Origin of the sequence: Paenibacillus profundus (assembly GCF_021369635.1) — a bacterium.
Taxonomy (GTDB): domain Bacteria; phylum Bacillota; class Bacilli; order Paenibacillales; family Paenibacillaceae; genus Paenibacillus_B; species Paenibacillus_B profundus.
In genome coordinates this window covers 186102-206876 of record NZ_JAJNBZ010000001.1, presented here as the reverse complement: position 1 = coordinate 206876, position 20775 = coordinate 186102, and the positions used below count along the sequence as shown (strand labels likewise).

Here is a 20775-nt window from a genome sequence, read left to right as displayed (position 1 = left end):
GCCACGAACTATAGGCGATGATATGATAAATGAGATCCGATGATTCATGGGAGGTGTAAGAAATGAGTCAAAGCGCAACGATTACGTTCGTCGACGGTTCGGCCGTGCCGTCCGCTACTTTAGATGAGCTGAAGGAGCAGTTGCTTCATTATCGTCATCAAACGAGTCTGACCGGCGAACAGTTAAGTTGGGATTATGCCGATGCCGCATTTCCCTACACGATTGAAGCCAAGCCCGGACAGGAACAGCTGTGGTTCTATTTGAAGGGAACGTCTCCTTTGTATCGACATATTGTATTTGGCGTAGGGACAACGAAGGAAGATACACCGCGTCACTTTGTCCAGGTCGTGTTGCCTGACGATGCCACACATGGAGACAAAGGAAAGGGCAATGAGCTGTGCAAATATTTAGCAAAGACATGGAAAGCTGAACTCAAGCTGTTCAACGGCCGCATTATGTATTATAATCCTAGAAAATAGCCTTTATTTGCAAACGTATACATACTGAAACAGCCGTGAATAGGCATTAGGCAGGCGAAATATAAATAAGCTCCGAGGGATACCTCGGAGCTGTAAGGTTCTGACTGTTATAATCCCTCAGGAGACGGGGCGAGTCTTATTCCGGTTGCGCAGCGACAAGCTCTTCGTATGCTTGCTGCACGCGCTCCCACTCTTCATCATCTTCAATCGGATTAAGCACCATATCTTCATCTTCTTCGTCTACGCGCACAATGATGCCGTCTGCTTCCGGATTGTTGCGTTCAAGCAACAACGCGTACAGTTGCTCACCTACATTGAACGTTTCAACGAGAGCCATATCGATTTCGTTGCCTTCGTCATCTACCAAAGTAACGACCATTTCTTGATGTTCGTGGTCATGATCGTGGTCGTGTCCACATCCGCAGTCATGGTTATGTTCGCTCATGCGTGAATCTCCTTTGTATTCAGGTAGTGGTCATACTACCGTATCGTACCACTTTATGAGGACAAGGTCAACGAAAGGGACCGCTGCATATGTATAGAGAAACGAAGGGATTTAGATTAAATCGCCGATACCGTCTTTTGAGACAATAACGTAAATTCACCATTCTTCTGTCTCAAATAGCACGAGATCGTGTAGTCCCCTTTTGCTTTGAAATCATATTTGAATTCCGAAGTGCGAAACCAGAAATTATCCTCGTCTGTCTTGACTTCGTCTTCTTGGATTTGCGTCGTATTCCCTTTCGGATCGGTGATGGTCAGTTTAATCTTGTCAACGGACGTTTTGAGGCTGTCCACTTGAGCCAGTGCGGTAAAGGAAGTCTTACCTGTCTCCACCTTGCCGAAAGGCGTGTTATCTTTGAACAACAGCAAGTCGACATTCGGTTTCTCGATGACGACCTTCTTGTTGGCTTCATCCCAAGTAACAAATGCCAGCAGCGCATCGGAAATCTGGCGTACGGATAAATACGCTCGTCCCTCTAACATAACCCCCCCTTCTTGAACGGTGCTTCCATTCAATATGACCTGAATCTTCTCAGCCGGTGCTGCGGCTTGTAGTGAAGTAGATGACGGGTCTGATTGTGCTGACGCATAAGCTCCGCCCAAGATGCTCCCGAGAAGAACAAATGCAGCAATTCTCCTGCAATTCATCGCGTAACCTCCAACTGCTTAGTTGTTAAGTTATACTCTTTTTTAGCAGGAGAGTTGCGCTCGCACTATAATAATCCTTTACGGTCCAGTACGATTAACATCCGATAAAAATCTAGCGATGACGGTGTCGGCGTGTACACTAAGCCTTGGGCTACAGCCTTGTCCACACTCGCTTTGGCCCAGATGGGAACCTCTTGCAATTGATGCTGTGATTCGAGCCAAGCCAGTCTGCCTTTCAAGTCTGTAACCAAGGTTTGCAACTGCTTCAATTGCTCCTCCACACTGTCCGCCCCTCCATGCCTCTTGTCTGGCAGTGACAAAGTGGAATACAACTGCTTCCATGGAAATTTAGCTCCTGGGCAGCTCGCTTTGCGGACTGGATCGATTTGAAAATGACCGAGCACATGCTCGCGATCGAATGGAATCGTGTAACCCCAATGATCGGCAACATAGGCTTGAATATAGCGATGCAGGGCAACGCTCGCAACAAATTGCTGCTCTGTTAATTCCCCATCCAGCCCTTCATGCTCGATCGATACGGCATACAGATTTGGATTGATTCCTTTGCTTCGCACGATGGCTGCGGGCGCTGTCGCGATGCGATCTGCAGTAATGCCTTGCGCCCAGGCCATACGTTCCAACTTTACATATTGATGAATGGTTCCTTGCTTTGATACGCCAAAATGAGCCGACGATACTTTATTGTCCGGGCTTGTGAACCATGAATCCATGCTAGACATGCTTCCTGCTGATATATGATTGACGATGATAAGGGGAGCTTGTCCTTTCCGGTCACTCGAATTCGTATATTCATTGCCTTTCCACACAACATCAACCGCCATCGTTACACACCTCTCCCTCTCGAATGCATTCGCCAAACGGCGGCATGTGAAACGACAGAGAGGTGGCGAAAGCTACGCTGAACCGGGAAATGATTGATATCCTCGTTCATTTCCCGGTGTCATCATGATGGAAACCATTCTATGTGCTAACCTTCGTTCGCGTTAACACACATGGAATTCCATTGCCCACGGCTCCCGGCTCGGACACCCGCTTCAAATAATTCATACCTCTCGCGCAAGGGGTCGGACAGACAGCACAACGGTCAGATGTGACGCTTCGCATCATATACTGGGCACGACCGCCTGCCGGATCCTTCTTTTTCTTTGCGTTTCCTTTCGCCAATCCTTCCACCTACTTTTGACCGTTTCGCACGAAACGCCACAGCTGGCTTAACGTTTCACGTCATATCGTATGAAGACTGGAAGAGCTTTGCTTGTGTATGTGCCCAGCAGCGTGATACAGTTAGGTCATAATTTAACCGATGCCATGGATTAGGAGGATGGAGATGAAGCTTAAGATACAAATGATTGGAACCGGCAGCGCATTTGCAAAGCATTACTTTAACAATAACGCGCTCCTTTACACGGAACAGAGCACCCTGCTCATCGATTGCGGTATTACTGCACCCATGGCGCTGCATAAGCTTGGAAAATCCTTCGCTGATATCGACGGTGTGCTCATTACTCACATTCATGCCGATCATGTGGGAGGCTTGGAAGAGTTTGCATTTCAAATGAAGTTTATTCACGGACGAAAACCTAAATTGTATATTGCTTCTCCGTTAGTTCAGCCATTGTGGAACAACACGCTTCAAGGCGGGTTAACTCAGGAAGGCATCTCGTGTCTGGAGGATGTATTTGAGGTACATGCGCTTGAGCCGAACCACACCTATTCTTTAGCTGCGGGCATGGAGATACAGCTCATCGAAACTCCGCACATTGCCGGCAAGCGAAGCTTCTCGCTGTTAGTTAACCATTCCTTCTTCTACAGCGCTGATATGCGATTTCAACCTGACCTGCTGCATACATTAATTGAGCAGCAAGGAGTCACCCTTATCTTCCATGACTGCCAGTTGACCGGCAAAGGGGAAGTTCATACGACACTCGCGGAGCTGTTGACGCTGCCAGATTGGATACAAAGAAAAATTTATTTAATGCATTATGGCGATGAGCGCTCACAGTATGAGGGCCATACGGGACCGATGCCTTTTGTGGAGCAGCATGAGATTATCACCATTCGGGAGTAACTCTAACGATTATGAGAAAACCTCTATTGGGGCCATTCGGAGCTGAGCGACCACGTTTAGAGGTTGGTTTTATCACCATAAGGAAGGTTCGGTTTCGCTTTATCGCTTCACAGTACTTAATCATTCCTTAATGATAACAAAACACCGGTGAGGTCTGTCGTATAACGACAGCATCCTCACCGGTGTTTTTTGAATTTAGAACATAGGCAAGTTATCTAAGTTATTCGTTGGGTCGCCATCCGCATCACCGCGAATATACATCCCGCCGTCTTTACCTTTAAAGACGTTCACTCCGGCAATATGACCTGACTGAACAGCATGCATCGCCTCATCGTAAGCCATAACTCTGCCCGTGTCGGTCTTAAATGCAGTCAGGTCCCCGTCCCCATTTTTCTGCACGGCAACAAAAGTTTCACGCGATTCCATGATATGACCTCCTAAAGGGTAAATTACAGGTTCTGCTTTACGTTTGGGCATCAAGGATGCCAATCAAACAGAACTCTATGTTACTCTTCCCGGAAGGTGCTCATTTTAAAGCATCTATCAGAGACTATTCACTCGTTAGTGCGAGTTCAAAAAGGGACTTTTTGAACTCGCGCTTACAGCTTTTTCTCCATGCGGACATGTAAAATTCCTGCGTCATAGAACGGCTCTTCCGATATCGTACGATAGCCGAGCATTTGGTAGAACCCTTCCGCTTGGCACTGTCCATCTAAAATACTGGCTGTCGCACCCATGGAACGAGCCAACTGCTCTAGAGCAAGCATGAGCGAACGCCCGATACCATGACCGCGATATGGCTTCCGAACAGCAATCCGCTGCATTTTAGCGGTCGATTCATCCAGCCATTTAATCCGGCCGGTCGCAGCAATCTCACCGTCAACCTGTAGCAATATATGATTCGCCTTCGCGTCAAGTGTATCTAAATCATCAATTTCATCTTCCATTGGAACCTGTTGCTCATCAACGAATACTTCTTTGCGGATCTCCAGACATTGCTGCAATTGCTCGTCTGTCTTAACTTCAATCACTTCTGCTGCCATGTAACGCACCATCCTTAATCCTTAATCATTATTCGCTTAACAAACATAAAAAGTGTGATTAAAATGAATCTATATTATACAGAAAAATCGTTTTCATGTATAGTTATTCATATGCAGTTATAAATAACGCTTCAGTATTAAATAGTTAGGGAGGGATGAACCGTGGATCCGGTTGTAGCTACCATTGTCGCCGTCGTAATTATGGTAATCGGAATGGTCTTCTTATTGCTCTACGTCACCAGACAAGCCTATTCACGCAAATGGGAAGATGAACAGAACTTTCTTAATGCCCATGAAGAAGATGAGCACACAGGTAGTGCATCATAACAGGAATTGAAAAAAGCCTTGTTACTGCAGACGACCTAACGTCAGAAATTCAGAACAAGGCCTTACCAATTATAGTCGGATTTAAGGTGCATACACTTCCGACGGCACCGGAGCTTGATATACGTCGCTCTGTATACTAGGAAGAACGGGTTTAGGCAAGTCCGGGGACTCATATCGGGGCGCACCGTTTGCAAGCGCAACACAGCCTGAAACCACGACAACGACAATGGCCACTGCAACCATATAAATGATGGGATGCCACGGTTTGTTCATCTGACCGACCTCCGCTTCAACCACTCATAGGATGACTACAATGCCATTGTCACCGTTTTCAAGAAAAATTAAACATTACTCTTCTTCCTGCTTTGCTTCAGAACTCAGCTCTCGTTTCCACACAAACTGCTCATCATACCGGATGCTGTCTTTGCTGACCATATGAATAAGCGCCCAGATGACGAGAATCGTAATGCCGAACAGTCCGATCAACCATGCGAATAATATGCCGCCCATCATTCTCCCTCCGCTCGTCACAATGTTCATCTCATCCGAACAACCCGTATAAGGCAGCTGCCAGATGATACATATGTACATATGTATGAACAATTAGTGAATTTTAGACGAAGGGACTCGCATCGGGGTTATGTCCGTTGTCCGAACAGCCTGCCGATCAGAGACAACCCAGCGGTGAGTGCAGGATAGCCAACAAACAAAAGTACAATCAGCCCTGTCATCTCCTCTCCCTCTTAGATACCTGTATACAATATGCAAAAAAACCCTTGAATATGGTTAATTCAAGGGTTCTAATAGATGTAGTATGGTGTTCTGAGACGGGCTCGAACCGCCGACCCCCACCCTGTCAAGATGGTGCTCTCCCGACTGAGCTATCAGAACAGGTCGTAAGCAATTAATAATATATCAATTTTTCTAGTCTGAGTCAATCCCTAATTTGGAAATTGATATCTAAGATTCAATATAAAGACCCTATCTCCAGTTCGTCTCAAATCGATGGAAACAGGGTCTTGCTCAAGCCGTAATCGCGATAAATATTAAAATGATTGCTGACGTATCGCTTCCATCGCAGGAAGCTGCCACTCAATTTCAGGTTCGCCGAACTGCCGCAAATACGTGTTTACTTTCGAGAACGGCTTGCTGCCAAAAAATCCGCGGTGCGCGGAGAGCGGGCTTGGATGCGGCCCTTTGACGATCCCGTGCCGATTCGCATCAATCATACTGAGCTTCGCCTGTGCGTGTGAACCCCACAGCACGAAGACCACGGGACGTTCACGTTCATTCAAGAGCTGAATGACGCGATCAGTGAACATTTCCCAACCTTTGCCACGGTGGGAAGCCGCCTGACCTTGATAGACAGTCAGCGCCGTGTTCAGCATCATGACGCCTTGTTTGGCCCATGGGGCTAAATAGCCATGGTCTGGCATTGTCGTTCCAACGTCAGCAGCGCTCTCTTTCAACATATTTTGCAGCGAAGGCGGAATCTTCACACCGGGTTGAACAGAGAAGCTCAGCCCATGGGCTTGCCCGGGCCCATGATACGGGTCTTGTCCGACAATGACGACCTTCGTATCCTCATAAGACGTATATTGCAAGGCAGAAAAAATGTGTTCAAATGGAGGATACACGACATTTTGCTCATACTCCTGCTTCAACCATCCCCACAGCTGCTTAAAATAAGGCTTTCTTACCTCATCATGGAGCAGCTCCGCCCAATCATTATGTACCAGTACACTCACGATAATCTTCCTCTCTTTGACTATAAATAGAATAAGTCAAAAACTCCTTCACTCGCTGTTCGGAAACAGACCGTTGAAGGAGTCTCATTGTCTACTAATGGTGCCGAGAACCGGGATCGAACCGGTACGGTAGTCACCTACCGCAGGATTTTAAGTCCTGTGCGTCTGCCAATTCCGCCACCCCGGCGTAAATGTATGTATTAGCATCAATCAATATATCATCTTTCTTCACTAATCGTCAACCGTAGCATCCGATAAAAACTTCGCCATTATGTGGAATCAACACTGCAGGCCGCCGCTGAGACGCTTCGTTAAGCTATCTAGGCGGGGGGGCTCTTTCTTCTCCCTTTTTTTAAAAATGTAGAGAACAATTCGAAGAATAGCCATAATAGAACATCCAGTTATGAGTACTATGATTTTCAAAGTATCATTATTAGAGAAATAACCAAAAAACGGATACAATAACGACTGAAAAGCCAATGATATACCATATTTTCTTCTTTATCATAACTTTCATCTCCGCATTCATTAACATAAGGAACTGCGACATGAATAACCCTTGCTTTGAATCCAATCGGGGAACAGAGGAGAGCATGAGCCGCTGCAAACTACAGGAAACCGCGTTTAGTGATAGCTTAAATATTGCTTAATGATAAGAAAAAAAGCCCTAACGTGGATTTTACCACATAGGACTTCTTATAAATTTCGAATTAATAACACTTTTCTAAAGTGTTGATATGCCGAGGACCGGGATCGAACCGGTACGGTAGTCACCTACCGCAGGATTTTAAGTCCTGTGCGTCTGCCAATTCCGCCACCCCGGCGTATTAAGCTATGAATCTTTGAAAACAACGGATTCTGGTGGGCCCTGAGGGACTCGAACCCACGACCAATCGGTTATGAGCCGACCGCTCTGACCAACTGAGCTAAGGGCCCGTACGCCGTTGTTTATGAAAATTGTAAGTTGGTTGCGGGGGCAGGATTTGAACCTACGACCTTCGGGTTATGAGCCCGACGAGCTACCGGACTGCTCCACCCCGCGACATTATTTAAAGTGTTGTTTCAGCAGCGACAAGTACTAGTATACAACATCGATATATGAACAGTCAAGGGAAATTACAAAAAAACTTACGAAATTCGGATTCCATATTCAGGGGACGAAACGAACGCCATACTTGCCTTTACGTGAACGAAATACTTCAATCTCTTGGAGTGTATCGTACCCATATATCCATGCATCGTGTTCTAATCGCTCCAGCAAACAGCGTGCTTGAAATTTCGTATCGTACAGCTTGCCCCAATATACCCAGTGCACTGGATGGTCCTCCTTTCGTGTACGTCGATTGTCATTTCTAGAGGTCGTTCAAAAAGTCACCTTTTGAACACGCATTTTCTACTATTCCCAAGAACAGCAAAAAAGAATCGGCAAGCCCGCTATTCGCGATACTCACCGATTCTTCGCTTGGTATTACTTGCTTGCAGCGGCTGTCATTAATCGCCGTATACGTTGCCTTGAACGGGGTCTTTCGAGTTCTTTTTAAGCTGCTGCAATATTTGATTACCTTCGGTCTCCCATTCTTTCAATGCATCAGCAGATGTTTTTTTGCCGCTGACTACGTCTTTGAACAAGGTCTGTCCAGGCTCCTGCACCTGCCATGCATTCGGCATCTGAATGAACAATTCGTTCGGATCCGCACTTGTCGGAGGTACTGGTTTGACCGTATAGAAGGCTGCAATGTTGAAGTTAGCGCCATCCTTCGGTGTAATGAATTTCTTGCGGGCAACCATCTCCCAGCTGCTGCGAGAGCGAATCTTTGCCCAATCTTCGCTGTTTACAAATTTGATGAAGTCCCAAGCATCATCCGGATTAGGCGCTTTTTGGTTAATGGAGAATATGTTGTTCAATGATACGCCGCCGGCAACTCCCGGCGCTTCCGGATGAGAAGGCACCGTCACGACATCCCAATCGAATTTTTTGAAGCCTTTGATTTTTTCCGCATTTTTCATCGCATCTGCCAAATCAGAATTGATATAGGAGTACTCTCCAATAACCATCCCTACGTGTCCAGACAAGAAGCTGTCGTGGCTGTACGGATTGTATTCCTCACCGCCTCCAGACATGTCCATGTCTTGATTGTCGCCGCCAGGAATAACTTTCTCGCTCACTAATTTCGCAAATGTGGACATCACCGTTTCCCACTTCGGCGAATTGACCGTCATCCTCTCGCCTTTTTCATCGACTACCCGCAGGTTCAACGGTGGATTGTAGATTTGGATAATGTCCCAGAACGGCTCGCCGCCTCTGTAGCGGTTAAATGAGAATCCATATTGTCGATCCGCGCCTTCCCCTTTGGACACGCGTCGTGCCAAGGTGAACATATCTTCCCATGTCATATTGTCAGTCGGCAGATTGACGCCTGCTTCTTGGAACATGGTCTTGTTATAGAATAATGCCTGAGAATAAAAAGTCGGTGCCAAACCGTACAGGTTGCTGTCACCCATCGCCTTGATGCCGTCAATAACGGTCGGAACATAATCGCTTGTATCGAATTTGTCTTGCTGAATAAGTGGATCCAGCTGCTTCAGCATACCGTCCTGCACAAGATTGCGGAACTGACTGGCATCCGTTACGACGATGTCGACTGGATTGGCGGATGTCATGATCTTCTTCAAAGCTTCGGCACGGTCAGGCTCTTTTCTAGGCCCATCCGCAGGATTGTCATAACGCTGTTCACTTGCATCTATAGCTGGAACAATCTCAATGCGAATGCCTTTGTTCGCATATTCGTATACGTCGGTATATTGCTGGCGGAAGTAGGTGTCGTCACCGCCGTACCCACCATACAGAACCCCGATGCGCAGAACGCGCTCTTGACCAGGTTCCACGTCATTTTTGTTGCTGCACGCAGCCAGCAGCGGGAAAATCATGGTTAACGTCAACGTAACCATCAACAACTTGCGTACCCATTTCTTTCGATTCATCAGGTTACCCCTCCAACTCTTTCGGTGTGCGGATAATAATCTTGTCTCCGTCTAATTCCATAGAAGCCTTGTCTTGGATGTGGAGAGCATCCAAATATTCTTTTGGCACCTGCAAGCGGCCGACACGATCAACGACGACATATGCTTCATGCAGCTCCTGCAGCCCCTGCCCGGCAATCTGTTCATCCTCACCTCCATCCGAATTCAAATTCGGATTGCGTTTAATGAACTCTGTGCTGGTCAGGCCGTCTCGAATCGCAACGACACGGTCCACCTTCCCCGCCAACGATAGATCATGCGTTACGATTACGACGGTTACCCCAAGCTCTGAGCTCATTCGCCGGAATATGTTCATAATCATGTCTGACGTCTGCGTATCCACGGAGCCCGTCGGTTCGTCGGCCAGCAGCAACTGCGGCCGGTTCGAGAGCGAGATCGCGATGGCGACCCGCTGCTGCTCCCCTCCGGACAGCTGGTGCAGCTTGTTGTTCATGCGATGCCCGAGCCCCACCCATTCAAGCAGCTCTTTTGCATATTTGCGATCCAGCTTCCCCGACAACATCATCGGCACTTCTACATTTTCCAGCGCGGTCAAATACGGAAGCAGGTTGCGGGCATTGTTCTGCCAGATGAACCCGACCGTATCGCGCTTGTACTCAACTAACTGCTCTTCGGTAATCTTGAGCAGATCCCACTTCCCTACCCGGACTGCCCCGGCGGACGGACGATCCAATCCGCCGAGGATGTTGAGCAAGGTTGATTTCCCGCTCCCGCTGTTCCCAATGATGGCCATCAGCTCGCCTTGCTTCACCGATAAGTTCAAGCCTTGCAGGGCCACTACTTCAATATCTTCGGTCTTATAAATTTTAACGAGGCCTTCACAATGTATCACGGATTAACGCTCCTCTCCCATCTTCACGGCTTGATGGACGCGCAGGCGGCGAATATGCATCAACAAGAGTGTCGCCCCGGTCACTATCATGACACCGACCACGATATACAGCTGGAGGGTATCCTTCGCCTCAAAGACGATGCGGAACGGCGGAACTTGCTTCTTCGCGCCTTCCGCAGATTGCAGGAACGGCAGGAACAAGCGGCTAGCCAGCTTCCCTAAGACGATACCGAGCACAATCGACAGTCCGGCCGTGAACAATTGCTCCAACAGCAGCATCCCTGTAAGCTGCTTGCGTGATAGTCCCATCGCGCGCAGTATGCCGAATTGAACGACACGCCTTGACAGGTTGAAGAACCAGTACAACAAGTAGCCGATTAAAGAAATGGCTACAGAGACCAAGAATCCCATACTGAGTATGCCGAACACTCCGCCGCGCGTCGGATGCTTGCTCTGTGTCGCGAGCTCGCTGCGCACGTCCTGATAGTCATAGATCTCGATGCCTTCCTTCTGCAGTCCGGTCACGACCGGCGTCAGCGGCGCTTTATCCTGCATCTTGATCCAGACTTCATACGGGAAGATCGGAACCTGATCATAAATATAGTCCATATTCGCAATAAAGAACGGCGCCTCGTCCGGGTACAGACTCGGCCAGTACGGCAGGATCGCCACGATGACGAATTCGACCATCTGCTCCCGTATCGAAGCGGAGATGACATCCCCTTGCTTCAGTTGATATTTCTTCGCGACATTGGTCGGTATGATGACGCCTGATTCGTAATATTTGCCGAGAGCATCCAAGTACCGGTAAGGATGCGCCGGAAAGAGATCGTTGCGGAACCAAGCGACCTTAGAGAAGTCGACATTATCAATCCCCATAATCGTGCCCGAGCCGATAGAACGTCCGGACACGATCATATTGCCTTTCTCCTTCAATACACGCGTGGCAGTTTCGACGCCAGGCATCCGTTTGAATGGCTCGAACGGCGGTTCGTTATAAATATCGCGGCCTGGCTTCGGCCGTTGATTGCCGCCTCCCGGACCCGGTCCCGGCTTGCCGCCACCGCCGTTATTATTGTTGTTGTTATTGTTGTTAGCGCTGCGGTCCACTTCCTGCGTGCTGCCCCATACGGCTTTAATGATGACATCAGCGCCGTGTTTGTATAGCGTCCGTTCGGTTGAATTCGTGTCAATCGTACGCGCTGCCGAAGCGTTATATACGCCTAGGCCGAGCGTCAGTATGAGCAAAATCATGAGCGGATAGTACGATTTGGCAGAACGTGACAACTGCGTCAAGGTCAAATACAGCGGCACTGGAAGCAGCTTCCCGCCAATCCATTGGACAAGCCGCAAAATGAGCGGGAACAGCCGCAAGAAGAACAAGCCGGCTGCAAATATCGCAAGCGCCGGAACGAAGAATAGAAACGGCTGCACTTGCAATTGATCGGAACTCATCCCCGTCTTGAAAGACAGCAGCTGCTGTTGATTCAACATGTAATAGCCATAGCCCGCGATTGCAAGCAGCAGCACGTCAAGGAACCAGCGCTGCCATACAGGACGGCGATCCGAACGGGCCATCTTCTGCTTCAAATTAACGATGGATGAGCGCGCGAATATAATGGCCGGAATGACGCTTGCCATCAACGCGATGACGACTGCTACCACTCCGAACAAGACAGCGTCGGTCGTGAAGCCGACCGGAATCGATTTCCGGTTGACGAACTCCAAGAACCCGTTCGCTGAGCCGATCGATTTGGCCATAAACCAACCGAATAACGGCCCTATGGCTAAAGCGACCGCTCCAAGAAGCAATCCTTCCAGCAAGTACAACCTTATAATCTGCCGTGTGCTGGCGCCGCGGCTGCGCAGAACGGCAATATCGCTTTGCTGCTTCTCCAACGCTTGGCTCGCATTCATCGCAATATAATAGAACACCATCGCAATCATCGGCGCGGCCAACGTCAACAGCATCATTTGCAGTTGTATGCTTTGACTGCGGAACTCATTCAACACTTTTGCAAAAGACAGCTCCAACTGGGTTCCCTTCAGCTTCTGATACAGCTCGATGCCGAGACGATCCAGCGTGCGCTCAAGCGGATTCAATTGACTCGTCTGAATCTGGCGCAAATCAAAGGCGTAATACCAGCTCGACAGCTGCAGCGGAGCACCCTTCTGTTCCAACAGCACTTGATTGAACGTATTTGGAGTGACATAGAGAGAGTTCATCATGCCTTCCAATCCTTGATGCCAATAAGCGCTTGTCAGTTCTTTCGGCTGGAACGTGCCGACGATCTTCAATGTGAGCGTCTGACGGACTTCCCCGCGTACCGAGTATTCCAGTTCATCGCCGATGTGAAGGTCGTTACGGTACATTGCTTCCTCAAGCATAACGACCTGCAGCACACCGTTCGCCTCTCCATCCTCATACGGCTTGCCGAGCGACCATTCGACTTGTTCATCCAAGCCGGTCAACGAACTGAGCGTCATCGTGCGGACGCGGCTTGCATCCACCTTCGTCGGATCGACCGGGGACACCTCTGTCGCTTTCAAGCTGCGGGTATTGACGAATACATCTGTCGGGAACCCGATCTCGGCCGTCACGTCATCTCGAATGTAACGATCCACTTCCTTGAGCGCATTCAGATCGGTCTTCCCTCCGCCTGAAGCTTGATAACGCATGAGCAAGGAACCTGCTGGCAAGCCTCCGCCGTTCTCCTGCAGCGTTTTCGTGACAACACGCTTCAACGCTCCGTCCGAGTACATCGGAATGCTGACCGTAAAAGACACGGCAACGATAAGACCCACTAGCGTGCTGAGCGTAAGCCAGCGGGTATTCCACATTTTGCGGAACAGAAAACGCATCATAGGCATGCCCATTATCTACCCACTACTTTCTGTCCCGGCTCAAGCCCGGATTTAATCTCGACCTCTGTCGGTTTTTGCGCTCCCACCTCGACATCGACTTCCCGTTTGCCTTTCTCGTCTATGACCTGCACGTAAGTGCGCGAACCAATCGTACGCAGGGCAGCCAGCGGGATGACAGTGACGTCTTTTCTTCGTTCGACAATGACAGTAACGCTGAGCGGCGTTCCGCGCATGACGCTAGCCGGCAGCTTATCCAGCAGTTCGACGGTCAAATATTTGTCCAGCCGATCTTGATCCGGTTCATTGCCTTGCCTGCCATTATTGTTGTTGTCATTTGTCGGCATCGGGAGAGCCTTTACTTTTCCCTTCAATAAATTATCAACTGTATTGACGCTGACCTCTACTTCCATGCCCGGCGCTACTTTCTTCAGGTCGTCTTTCGACATCTGTGCCGCTACCGTTAGTAGAGACGTATTCGCAATCGTTGCTACTGGGTCATATTTCTTCGATGTCGCCCCCTTCTTCACGTTAAGGGACACAATGACTCCTGCAAACGGAGATGTAACCGTGCCTTTTGCAATATCGGTCTCCAAATCGGCAATCGCTTGGCGTTTCTCTTCATACAAAATTTGCGCCTCTTCGAATTGAACCGGATCCATTTCATCCTTCTGGCGGAGCGTGCCCTTCAGTTCGACTTCATCCTTGCGCAGCGCTAACCGCTTCTGGCGCAAATCCTTCTGCATATCATCCACATCGAGCACAGCGATTGTTTGACCGGCTTTCACCGTATCGCCGTTCTTGACAAGAACGTCCTTGATCGGCTTGTTGTCCAAAGTAAAGAATACGGTCTCTTCCTGTTCGGACATAATCTTGCCTGATCCGCTAGCTGACGAAACCCAAGCTTTCTTAGTGACCTCATACTCCGGCTTCTTCGAAATCGTTGGCTCTGTAATGCTCGGGAGCACTTCCTCTTCTGCCTCGTCCGGCAGCAGCGAGCATGCTGAGGTGAGCAGCAGCGTGCCGCACATGAGCGCCAGCATAGCGCGGCGCCAGTTCCGTTTCTGTAATACTCCTGTGTCAGGAGATGAATTTTCCGTCGACCATTTCATAAACATGATCAGCAACCTCCAAAATTGTAGGATCGTGGGTTGTCATGCAAATTGCAATGTTTTCAGTGTGTAAAATTTGTCGGAATACCCCCATGACCTGAGCACCCATCTGTGAGTCTAGTTCCGCCGTCGGCTCATCGGCCAACAGCAATAACGGCTTATGAGCAATAGCCTTCGCGATCGCAACACGCTGTTGTTCCCCTCCGGACATCTCGTACGGACGGTGTTTCATCCGTTTGCCGAGACCGACCAGTTCCAAGCAATGCTGAACGCGCGCTTTCCATAAATGGCGGGGAATGTTGGCCATGCGGAGCGATAGCTCTACATTTTCGTATGCAGATAAGAGCGGCATTAAGGCAAAAGCCTGAAAAATAAAGCCGATGTCGTTGCGCCGGGTAACGGTGCGCTTGTTGTCGCTCCAAGACGATAATGAATCTCCCCGGAAGAAAATTTCGCCTTTTGTAGGCAGATCAAGTCCGCCCAGCATGTTCAAGAGCGTCGTCTTCCCTGAACCTGAGCGGCCTTTTAACATAACCAATTGACCCGGACGAACTACCATGTCGATTCCCTTTAGCACATGCACCTTCTCGCTTCCGGTTTGAAAGGTTCGTTCCACGCCGCGAACGTCCAGTAGAAGCTCATCTGTCACGACAGGAACTGCGCGTGCGGGCCAAGCTGCAGATTGTCCATCTTCTTCTATGTATTCCGCCTCGTCTTGCGCATCTTTCTTCTTCTTCTGCTCGTTCGCCGCGAGAACCGGGGTCGTCTCACCAGGATCTGTTTGTTTCCGTTTGCGAAGCCACTTCATTGTCGTTTCCTTGCCCCTTTCTCTCGGACATGACGTCAAACTCTCCTAAAGTATAAACGATTGAATGGGGTGAAAAGTTACAAAGTTTGTAACGCTTTTTCCATATTTACAACAATAAATTTACCAATTTTCAGAAATCGAGCTTGTTACACAATGTAAATAAATTCGACAGATGTCCGATATCGCACTGTCTCTAGACTCGGCCCGAGAGCAGATTTCCTATACGGGACAGCCTTTATCGGGGCCCTTCTAAAATGAGCGGCCGCGTGATGAGGTTGGTTCGATTGGAATAAGGAATGCATATTATGCTTTTTTTCGACAGAAAGCTTAAATTTCCCTTAATAGCGACAAAAAGACCTGATCGCGCAGTGCGATCAGGTCTATACATGGCGACAAGCTAGTTATTCCAGCTGGCAGGATCATGGCGCCAAGCCTTCAAGATATCCAAATCGGAGGCTTGGATGACGCCCAACTCAAGCGCCGTGTCGATCAACGCCGAATAATTGGACAAGGTGCGCAGCGGAATGCCTGCTTCGGCAAAAGCCGACACGGCTTTGTCCAACTGATAGCTAAAGATGGCAAAGACTGCGAGCGGTTCAGCCCCGGCTTCCCTGACCGCAAGCGCAGCCTTCAGCGAGCTCCCGCCCGTTGAAATCAAATCTTCGATGACGACAACTTTTTGTCCGGGACGGATAATGCCTTCAATTTGATTTTGCTTCCCATGCCCCTTCGCTTTGTCCCGAATGTACGCCATTGGCAGTCCAAGCTTATCTGCCACCCATGCAGCATGCGGTATACCGGCCGTAGCCGTCCCAGCAATGATCTCCGCATCCGGCGCGTATTCCTTAACCAAGGCTGCGAAGCCTTCCGCAATCGCAGCGCGAATGTCCGGATAGGACATCGTCAAGCGGTTGTCGCAATATATCGGCGATTTGATGCCGGAAGTCCAAGTGAACGGATCTTGCGGACGCAGCGCCACCGCTTGAATGTTCAATAAATGACTTGCAATCGTTCGTTCCATGTTTGTCGTTGTCATAAGTTCACCATCTCCTTTAAGATTGATTCCAATGCTGCACGCGGGTTCGGTGCCGCCGTAATGGGACGCCCGACGACAATGTAATCCGTGCCGCGGGCAAATGCTTCACCCGGTGTCATGACACGGGATTGGTCGCCCTTCTCGCTGCCTGCGGGCCGGATTCCAGGCGTAACCGTCTTGAAGTCGGCGCCGCAAGCCGCTTTAATGCGCGTCACTTCCTGTGGTGAAGCGACTACTCCGTCAAGCCCCGCTTCCCGCGTCAGCTTGGCATAGCGCACGACAGCTTCCTCTACTGACCCAGGGATGCCGATGTCATCGTTCATCACCTGCTGATTCGTACTCGTCAGCTGGGTAACGGCGATGACGACGGGACGCTGAAGCGATGCATCTTCCGCCAATGCAGCTTGTACGCCATCCATTGCTGCTCTCATCATGCTCGCACCACCGGCGGCATGGACGTTGAACATGTCGACGCCAAGCTTCGTCACGCTGTTCGCTCCGCCTGTGACTGTGTTCGGAATATCGTGCATTTTGACGTCGAGGAACACTTTATATCCGTATTCCTTCAATTCACGGACGAATGCCGGACCAGCCGCGTAAAAAAGCTGCATTCCCACTTTCATGTAGCATGGAATGCCTTCGAGCTGCTTAATTAGCTCTCGAGCCGCATCCGCATGCGGATAGTCGAGTGCTACCATTATACGGCCGGCTGCGTCAGCAGCATTTATAGGTTGATTCATCGTAGATATCACTCTGCCTTCCCATTGTTACCTATATAAGAGGTTGTTCAAAAAGTTCGCTTTTGATCACGAAGTCACTCAGGAAGTAACTCGGCATCGAATCTTGCATTCACTCTCGAATTCCTGCAGCCTTCTCAGTGCTGAAAACCGACCTTTTTGAACACGCACTTAAGAGAAGCTGTTCGATGTGACGGATGAGATGCATATTCACAATCCGAGGAGGCCTTCCGGCCTCCCCGTTCAACCTCTATGCAATTGTGCACTCTTCTCTAGCTCCGCTTAACTATGGTTATGGAAAGCTGGCATCGGGCGGGAGGAGAAATTAATCTGCTCCAGCATGCCGAGGAGCGCGCGCACGGTATCGAGCGAGGTCATGCAGACGACGCCGTTCTCTACCGCTTCGCGGCGGATGCGGAAGCCGTCGCGTTCCGGTGTCTTGCCCTTCGTGAGCGTATTGACGACAAAGTGAGCTTCGCCGTTGCGAATCAGGTCCAATATATTCGGCGAACCTTCGGTCAGCTTTTTCACCCGCGTGACGATAAGGCCTGCGTCTTCAAGCGCCGTTGCCGTACCGCCCGTCGCAATGATTTTGTATCCCAAGCTGACGAAGCCGCGCATAAGCTCAACCGCTTCTTCCTTGTCCTTATCCGCTACTGTACAAATAATGGCGCCCGTTGCCGGAATCTTCATGCCAGACCCGATCAGGCCTTTGTACAAAGCCTTCGCATATTGAACGTCACGGCCCATGACTTCGCCGGTCGACTTCATTTCCGGTCCGAGCGTCGGCTCGACACGGCGCAGCTTCGCGAAGGAGAATACCGGCACTTTTACCGACACATGGTCATCTTCCGGCCACAGGCCTTCTTGATAACCCAGCTCAGACAGCTTAGCTCCCATAATAAGCTTCGTTGCCACGTTCGCCATCGGAATGTTCGTTACTTTGCTCAAGAATGGCACTGTACGGGACGAACGCGGGTTCACTTCAATAACGTACACTCGCTCTTTATAGATGACGAATTGGATGTTAATCAGCCCGACCGTTTTCAATTCTTTCGCAATCCGAATTGTAATATCGACGACCTGCTGCTTCAATTCAGCTGATAGGTGCTGTGGCGGATAGACCGCAATCGAGTCGCCGGAGTGAACACCAGCGCGTTCCACGTGCTCCATAATGCCTGGGATAAGCACGGTTTCGCCGTCGCAAATTGCATCGACTTCCACTTCTTTTCCTAGCATGTAGCGGTCGATTAGAACCGGATGATCCGGATTTATTTTCACTGCTTGCTCCATATAATTCAAGAGTTCGTTATCCGAGTAGACGATTTCCATAGCGCGTCCGCCGAGAACGTAGGATGGGCGAACGAGCACTGGATAACCAAGGCCCTGCGCCGTTCCTACCGCTTGGTCAACTGAAGTCACCGTACTGCCCTTCGGTTGCGCGATGTGCAGGCGAGACAGCAGCGCTTCGAACTTCTTGCGGTCTTCCGCCTCATCGATGCTTTCCAGACTGGAGCCCAGAATGCGCACACCCTCTTTGGCAAGCGGCGCCGCCAAGTTAATTGCCGTCTGTCCACCGAATTGAACGATGACGCCAATCGGCTTCTCCTGCTCGATGACATTCATGACGTCTTCGAAGAAGAGCGGTTCGAAGTACAAGCGGTCGGATGTGTTGAAATCGGTCGATACCGTTTCCGGGTTGTTGTTAATGATGACCGCTTCGTAACCAGCGTCTTGAATCGCCCATACCGCATGTACGGTCGAGTAGTCGAATTCGATACCTTGACCGATGCGGATTGGGCCGGAACCAAGCACGATAACTTTTTCTTTAGTGGATTCAATCACTTCATTTTCGGTCTCGTAGGTCGAATAGTAGTATGGCGTCGTCGCTTCGAATTCCGCCGCACATGTATCAACCATTTTATATACCGGCTCAAAGCCTTGCTGCTTGCGGAATTGGCGTACTTCTTCTTCCTTCGTGTACGCCCCGCCAGGATGCGCTTCACTGCGCAGCTCTGCAATGGCGCGGTCGGTGAAGCCCATGCGCTTCGCTTCATAGAGCGTCTCTGTCGACAGCGTCTCGTCAGCGCGGATAGCGTCTTCGAATTTGACCATAACCTCAATCTTGTCGAGGAACCACCAATCGATCTTCGTCAAGTCCTGCAGCTGCTGCAGTGAATAGCCGCGGCGGTACGCTTCGGCGAGCAAGAACAAGCGCTCGTCATCCGGCGCCTTCAAGCGCGCTTGCAGCGTTGCTTCGTCAAGCTGTTCCGTATCTTTCAAGTACAGGCGGTGCGTACCGATTTCGAGCGAACGAATCGCTTTGTGCATCGACTCTTCGAACGTGCGGCCGATAGCCATCACTTCGCCCGTCGCTTTCATTTGCGTGCCGAGCTTACGGTTCGCTTGCATAAATTTATCGAACGGCCAACGTGGAATCTTCGATACGATGTAGTCGAGCGTCGGCTCAAAGCAGGCATACGTTTGTCCCGTTACCGGGTTCACGAGTTCGTCCAGTGTATAACCAATCGCAATTTTGGCCGCCATCTTCGCAATTGGATAGCCTGTCGCTTTCGATGCGAGGGCCGATGACCGGCTCACACGCGGATTCACTTCGATGACATAGTATTGATAGCTGAACGGGTCGAGCGCGAACTGTACGTTACATCCGCCTTCAATATTCAAGGCGCGAATAATTTTGAGCGACGCGGAGCGCAGCATTTGGTACTCGCGGTCAGACAGCGTTTGGCTTGGAGCGACGACAATACTGTCACCCGTATGAACGCCGACCGGGTCAAAATTCTCCATGTTGCATACGACAATACAGTTGTCATTTGCATCGCGCATCACTTCGTATTCCACTTCTTTCATACCAGCAATGCTCTTCTCAATCAAGCATTGTCCAATCGGGCTGTAGCGAATACCGGATGCTACCGTCTCGAGCAGTTCCTCTTCATTGTCGCAAATACCGCCGCCTGTACCGCCAAGCGTATAAGCTGGACGGACAATAATCGGATAGCCAATCTCATTCGCGAAATCAACGGCCTCCTGCACCGAGTTCACAATCGTGCTCTGCGGTACCGGCTGCTCTAGCTCACGCATAAGCTCACGGAACAAGTCGCGGTCTTCCGCACGTTCAATCGCATCAAGCTGCGTTCCGAGCAAGCGCACATTTTCCTGCTCCAGCACACCAGCGCGTGCTAATTCGACCGCCATGTTCAAGCCTGTCTGACCGCCTAGTGTCGGCAACAAGCCATCTGGACGCTCTTGACGTATAATTTGCGTGACGAATTCGAGCGTAATCGGTTCGATGTACACCTTATCCGCCATGTTCGTATCTGTCATAATCGTAGCCGGGTTGCTGTTAATGAGAACAACTTCCATGCCTTCTTCTTTCAATGCTTGGCAGGCTTGCGTTCCCGCATAGTCGAATTCCGCTGCCTGACCGATGACAATCGGACCCGAACCGATAACAAGAATTTTCTTGAGGTCTTTATTTTTAGGCATA

At 49.8% G+C, this 20775-nt stretch carries 21 protein-coding genes and 5 tRNA genes; 3 read left to right on the top strand and 23 right to left on the bottom strand.

Annotated features, from left to right (window positions below):
- Positions 1-62: 62 nt before the first annotated feature.
- On the top strand, positions 63-479 hold the full coding sequence (locus LQV63_RS00945; protein ID WP_019419191.1) for a DUF1885 family protein: 417 nt from the start codon (positions 63-65) through the stop codon (positions 477-479).
- Between the two features lie 136 nt (positions 480-615).
- Here LQV63_RS00945 and LQV63_RS00940 read toward each other — a convergent pair whose 3' ends face one another.
- From LQV63_RS00940 to LQV63_RS00925, 4 genes are all read right to left on the bottom strand, one after another.
- A complete protein-coding gene (locus LQV63_RS00940) occupies positions 616-924 on the bottom strand; it encodes a DUF1292 domain-containing protein (RefSeq protein ID WP_019419190.1) in 309 nt (102 codons plus the stop codon).
- A gap of 116 nt (positions 925-1040) precedes the next feature.
- Positions 1041-1631 (bottom strand): stalk domain-containing protein, encoded by a 591-nt coding sequence (locus LQV63_RS00935; RefSeq protein ID WP_019419189.1) that lies wholly within the window; start codon positions 1629-1631, stop codon positions 1041-1043.
- 65 nt (positions 1632-1696) lie between these two features.
- Complete coding sequence (locus LQV63_RS00930) at positions 1697-2473, bottom strand: N-acetylmuramoyl-L-alanine amidase (protein WP_233695360.1); 777 nt, start codon at positions 2471-2473, stop codon at positions 1697-1699.
- A gap of 139 nt (positions 2474-2612) precedes the next feature.
- Positions 2613-2825, bottom strand: a complete 213-nt coding sequence (locus tag LQV63_RS00925) for a hypothetical protein (RefSeq protein ID WP_407672857.1) — start codon at positions 2823-2825, stop codon at positions 2613-2615.
- A 154-nt stretch (positions 2826-2979) separates the two neighbouring features.
- On the opposite strand from LQV63_RS00925, the gene LQV63_RS00920 reads away from it, so the two are divergent.
- Complete coding sequence (locus tag LQV63_RS00920) at positions 2980-3720, top strand: MBL fold metallo-hydrolase (RefSeq protein ID WP_233695358.1); 741 nt, start codon at positions 2980-2982, stop codon at positions 3718-3720.
- Between the two features lie 195 nt (positions 3721-3915).
- Here LQV63_RS00920 and LQV63_RS00915 read toward each other — a convergent pair whose 3' ends face one another.
- Together LQV63_RS00915 and LQV63_RS00910 are read right to left on the bottom strand one after the other, a co-directional pair.
- Positions 3916-4146, bottom strand: coding sequence for a DUF3892 domain-containing protein (locus tag LQV63_RS00915; protein ID WP_019419185.1), 231 nt, complete (start codon positions 4144-4146; stop codon positions 3916-3918).
- 173 nt (positions 4147-4319) lie between these two features.
- Positions 4320-4763 (bottom strand): GNAT family N-acetyltransferase, encoded by a 444-nt coding sequence (locus LQV63_RS00910; RefSeq protein WP_019419184.1) that lies wholly within the window; start codon positions 4761-4763, stop codon positions 4320-4322.
- Positions 4764-4925: 162 nt separating this feature from the next.
- Between LQV63_RS00910 and LQV63_RS00905 the strand changes: the two genes are divergently transcribed.
- Positions 4926-5090, top strand: coding sequence for a hypothetical protein (locus tag LQV63_RS00905; RefSeq protein ID WP_019419183.1), 165 nt, complete (start codon positions 4926-4928; stop codon positions 5088-5090).
- Positions 5091-5171: 81 nt separating this feature from the next.
- Here LQV63_RS00905 and LQV63_RS00900 read toward each other — a convergent pair whose 3' ends face one another.
- The 17 genes from LQV63_RS00900 to carB form a co-directional block, all read right to left on the bottom strand.
- Positions 5172-5363 carry a hypothetical protein gene (locus tag LQV63_RS00900; protein WP_019419182.1) on the bottom strand — a complete coding sequence of 64 codons (192 nt, stop codon included), beginning with the start codon at positions 5361-5363 and terminating at the stop codon, positions 5172-5174.
- A gap of 75 nt (positions 5364-5438) precedes the next feature.
- Positions 5439-5630: a hypothetical protein gene (locus LQV63_RS00895; protein ID WP_157259386.1), complete on the bottom strand. Its 192-nt coding sequence runs from the start codon at positions 5628-5630 to the stop codon at positions 5439-5441.
- A 275-nt stretch (positions 5631-5905) separates the two neighbouring features.
- Positions 5906-5981, bottom strand: a tRNA-Val gene (locus tag LQV63_RS00890).
- 155 nt (positions 5982-6136) lie between these two features.
- A complete protein-coding gene (locus LQV63_RS00885) occupies positions 6137-6838 on the bottom strand; it encodes a uracil-DNA glycosylase (RefSeq protein WP_233695357.1) in 702 nt (233 codons plus the stop codon).
- 98 nt (positions 6839-6936) lie between these two features.
- Positions 6937-7025 (bottom strand) — tRNA-Leu (locus tag LQV63_RS00880).
- 551 nt (positions 7026-7576) lie between these two features.
- Positions 7577-7662: transfer RNA gene (locus LQV63_RS00875), tRNA-Leu, on the bottom strand.
- A 35-nt stretch (positions 7663-7697) separates the two neighbouring features.
- Positions 7698-7774 (bottom strand) — tRNA-Ile (locus LQV63_RS00870).
- Positions 7775-7803: 29 nt separating this feature from the next.
- Positions 7804-7880, bottom strand: a tRNA-Met gene (locus tag LQV63_RS00865).
- A 108-nt stretch (positions 7881-7988) separates the two neighbouring features.
- Entirely contained in the window at positions 7989-8153 is a 165-nt protein-coding gene (locus tag LQV63_RS00860; RefSeq protein WP_019420607.1) for a hypothetical protein, read from the bottom strand.
- A 176-nt stretch (positions 8154-8329) separates the two neighbouring features.
- Positions 8330-9820 (bottom strand): ABC transporter substrate-binding protein, encoded by a 1491-nt coding sequence (locus tag LQV63_RS00855; RefSeq protein ID WP_233695356.1) that lies wholly within the window; start codon positions 9818-9820, stop codon positions 8330-8332.
- Positions 9821-9824: 4 nt separating this feature from the next.
- Positions 9825-10712: an ABC transporter ATP-binding protein gene (locus LQV63_RS00850; protein WP_019420609.1), complete on the bottom strand. Its 888-nt coding sequence runs from the start codon at positions 10710-10712 to the stop codon at positions 9825-9827.
- 3 nt (positions 10713-10715) lie between these two features.
- Positions 10716-13589: an ABC transporter permease gene (locus tag LQV63_RS00845; protein ID WP_233695355.1), complete on the bottom strand. Its 2874-nt coding sequence runs from the start codon at positions 13587-13589 to the stop codon at positions 10716-10718.
- The gene (locus tag LQV63_RS00840) at positions 13589-14692 is read right to left on the bottom strand and encodes an efflux RND transporter periplasmic adaptor subunit (protein WP_233695354.1); all 1104 of its coding nucleotides are present in this window, start codon (positions 14690-14692) and stop codon (positions 13589-13591) included. The genes LQV63_RS00845 and LQV63_RS00840 overlap by 1 nt, the downstream gene beginning before the upstream one ends.
- Complete coding sequence (locus LQV63_RS00835; RefSeq protein WP_233695353.1) at positions 14655-15494, bottom strand: ABC transporter ATP-binding protein; 840 nt, start codon at positions 15492-15494, stop codon at positions 14655-14657. The genes LQV63_RS00840 and LQV63_RS00835 overlap by 38 nt, the downstream gene beginning before the upstream one ends.
- Before the next feature lie 397 nt (positions 15495-15891).
- The gene (gene pyrE / locus LQV63_RS00830; protein ID WP_019420613.1) at positions 15892-16530 is read right to left on the bottom strand and encodes an orotate phosphoribosyltransferase; all 639 of its coding nucleotides are present in this window, start codon (positions 16528-16530) and stop codon (positions 15892-15894) included.
- Positions 16527-17270 (bottom strand): orotidine-5'-phosphate decarboxylase, encoded by a 744-nt coding sequence (pyrF, locus tag LQV63_RS00825; protein ID WP_233695352.1) that lies wholly within the window; start codon positions 17268-17270, stop codon positions 16527-16529. Before pyrF ends, pyrE begins: the two co-directional genes overlap by 4 nt.
- Before the next feature lie 279 nt (positions 17271-17549).
- Positions 17550-20774 (bottom strand): carbamoyl-phosphate synthase large subunit, encoded by a 3225-nt coding sequence (gene carB, locus LQV63_RS00820; protein ID WP_233695351.1) that lies wholly within the window; start codon positions 20772-20774, stop codon positions 17550-17552.
- Position 20775 lies beyond the last annotated feature (1 nt).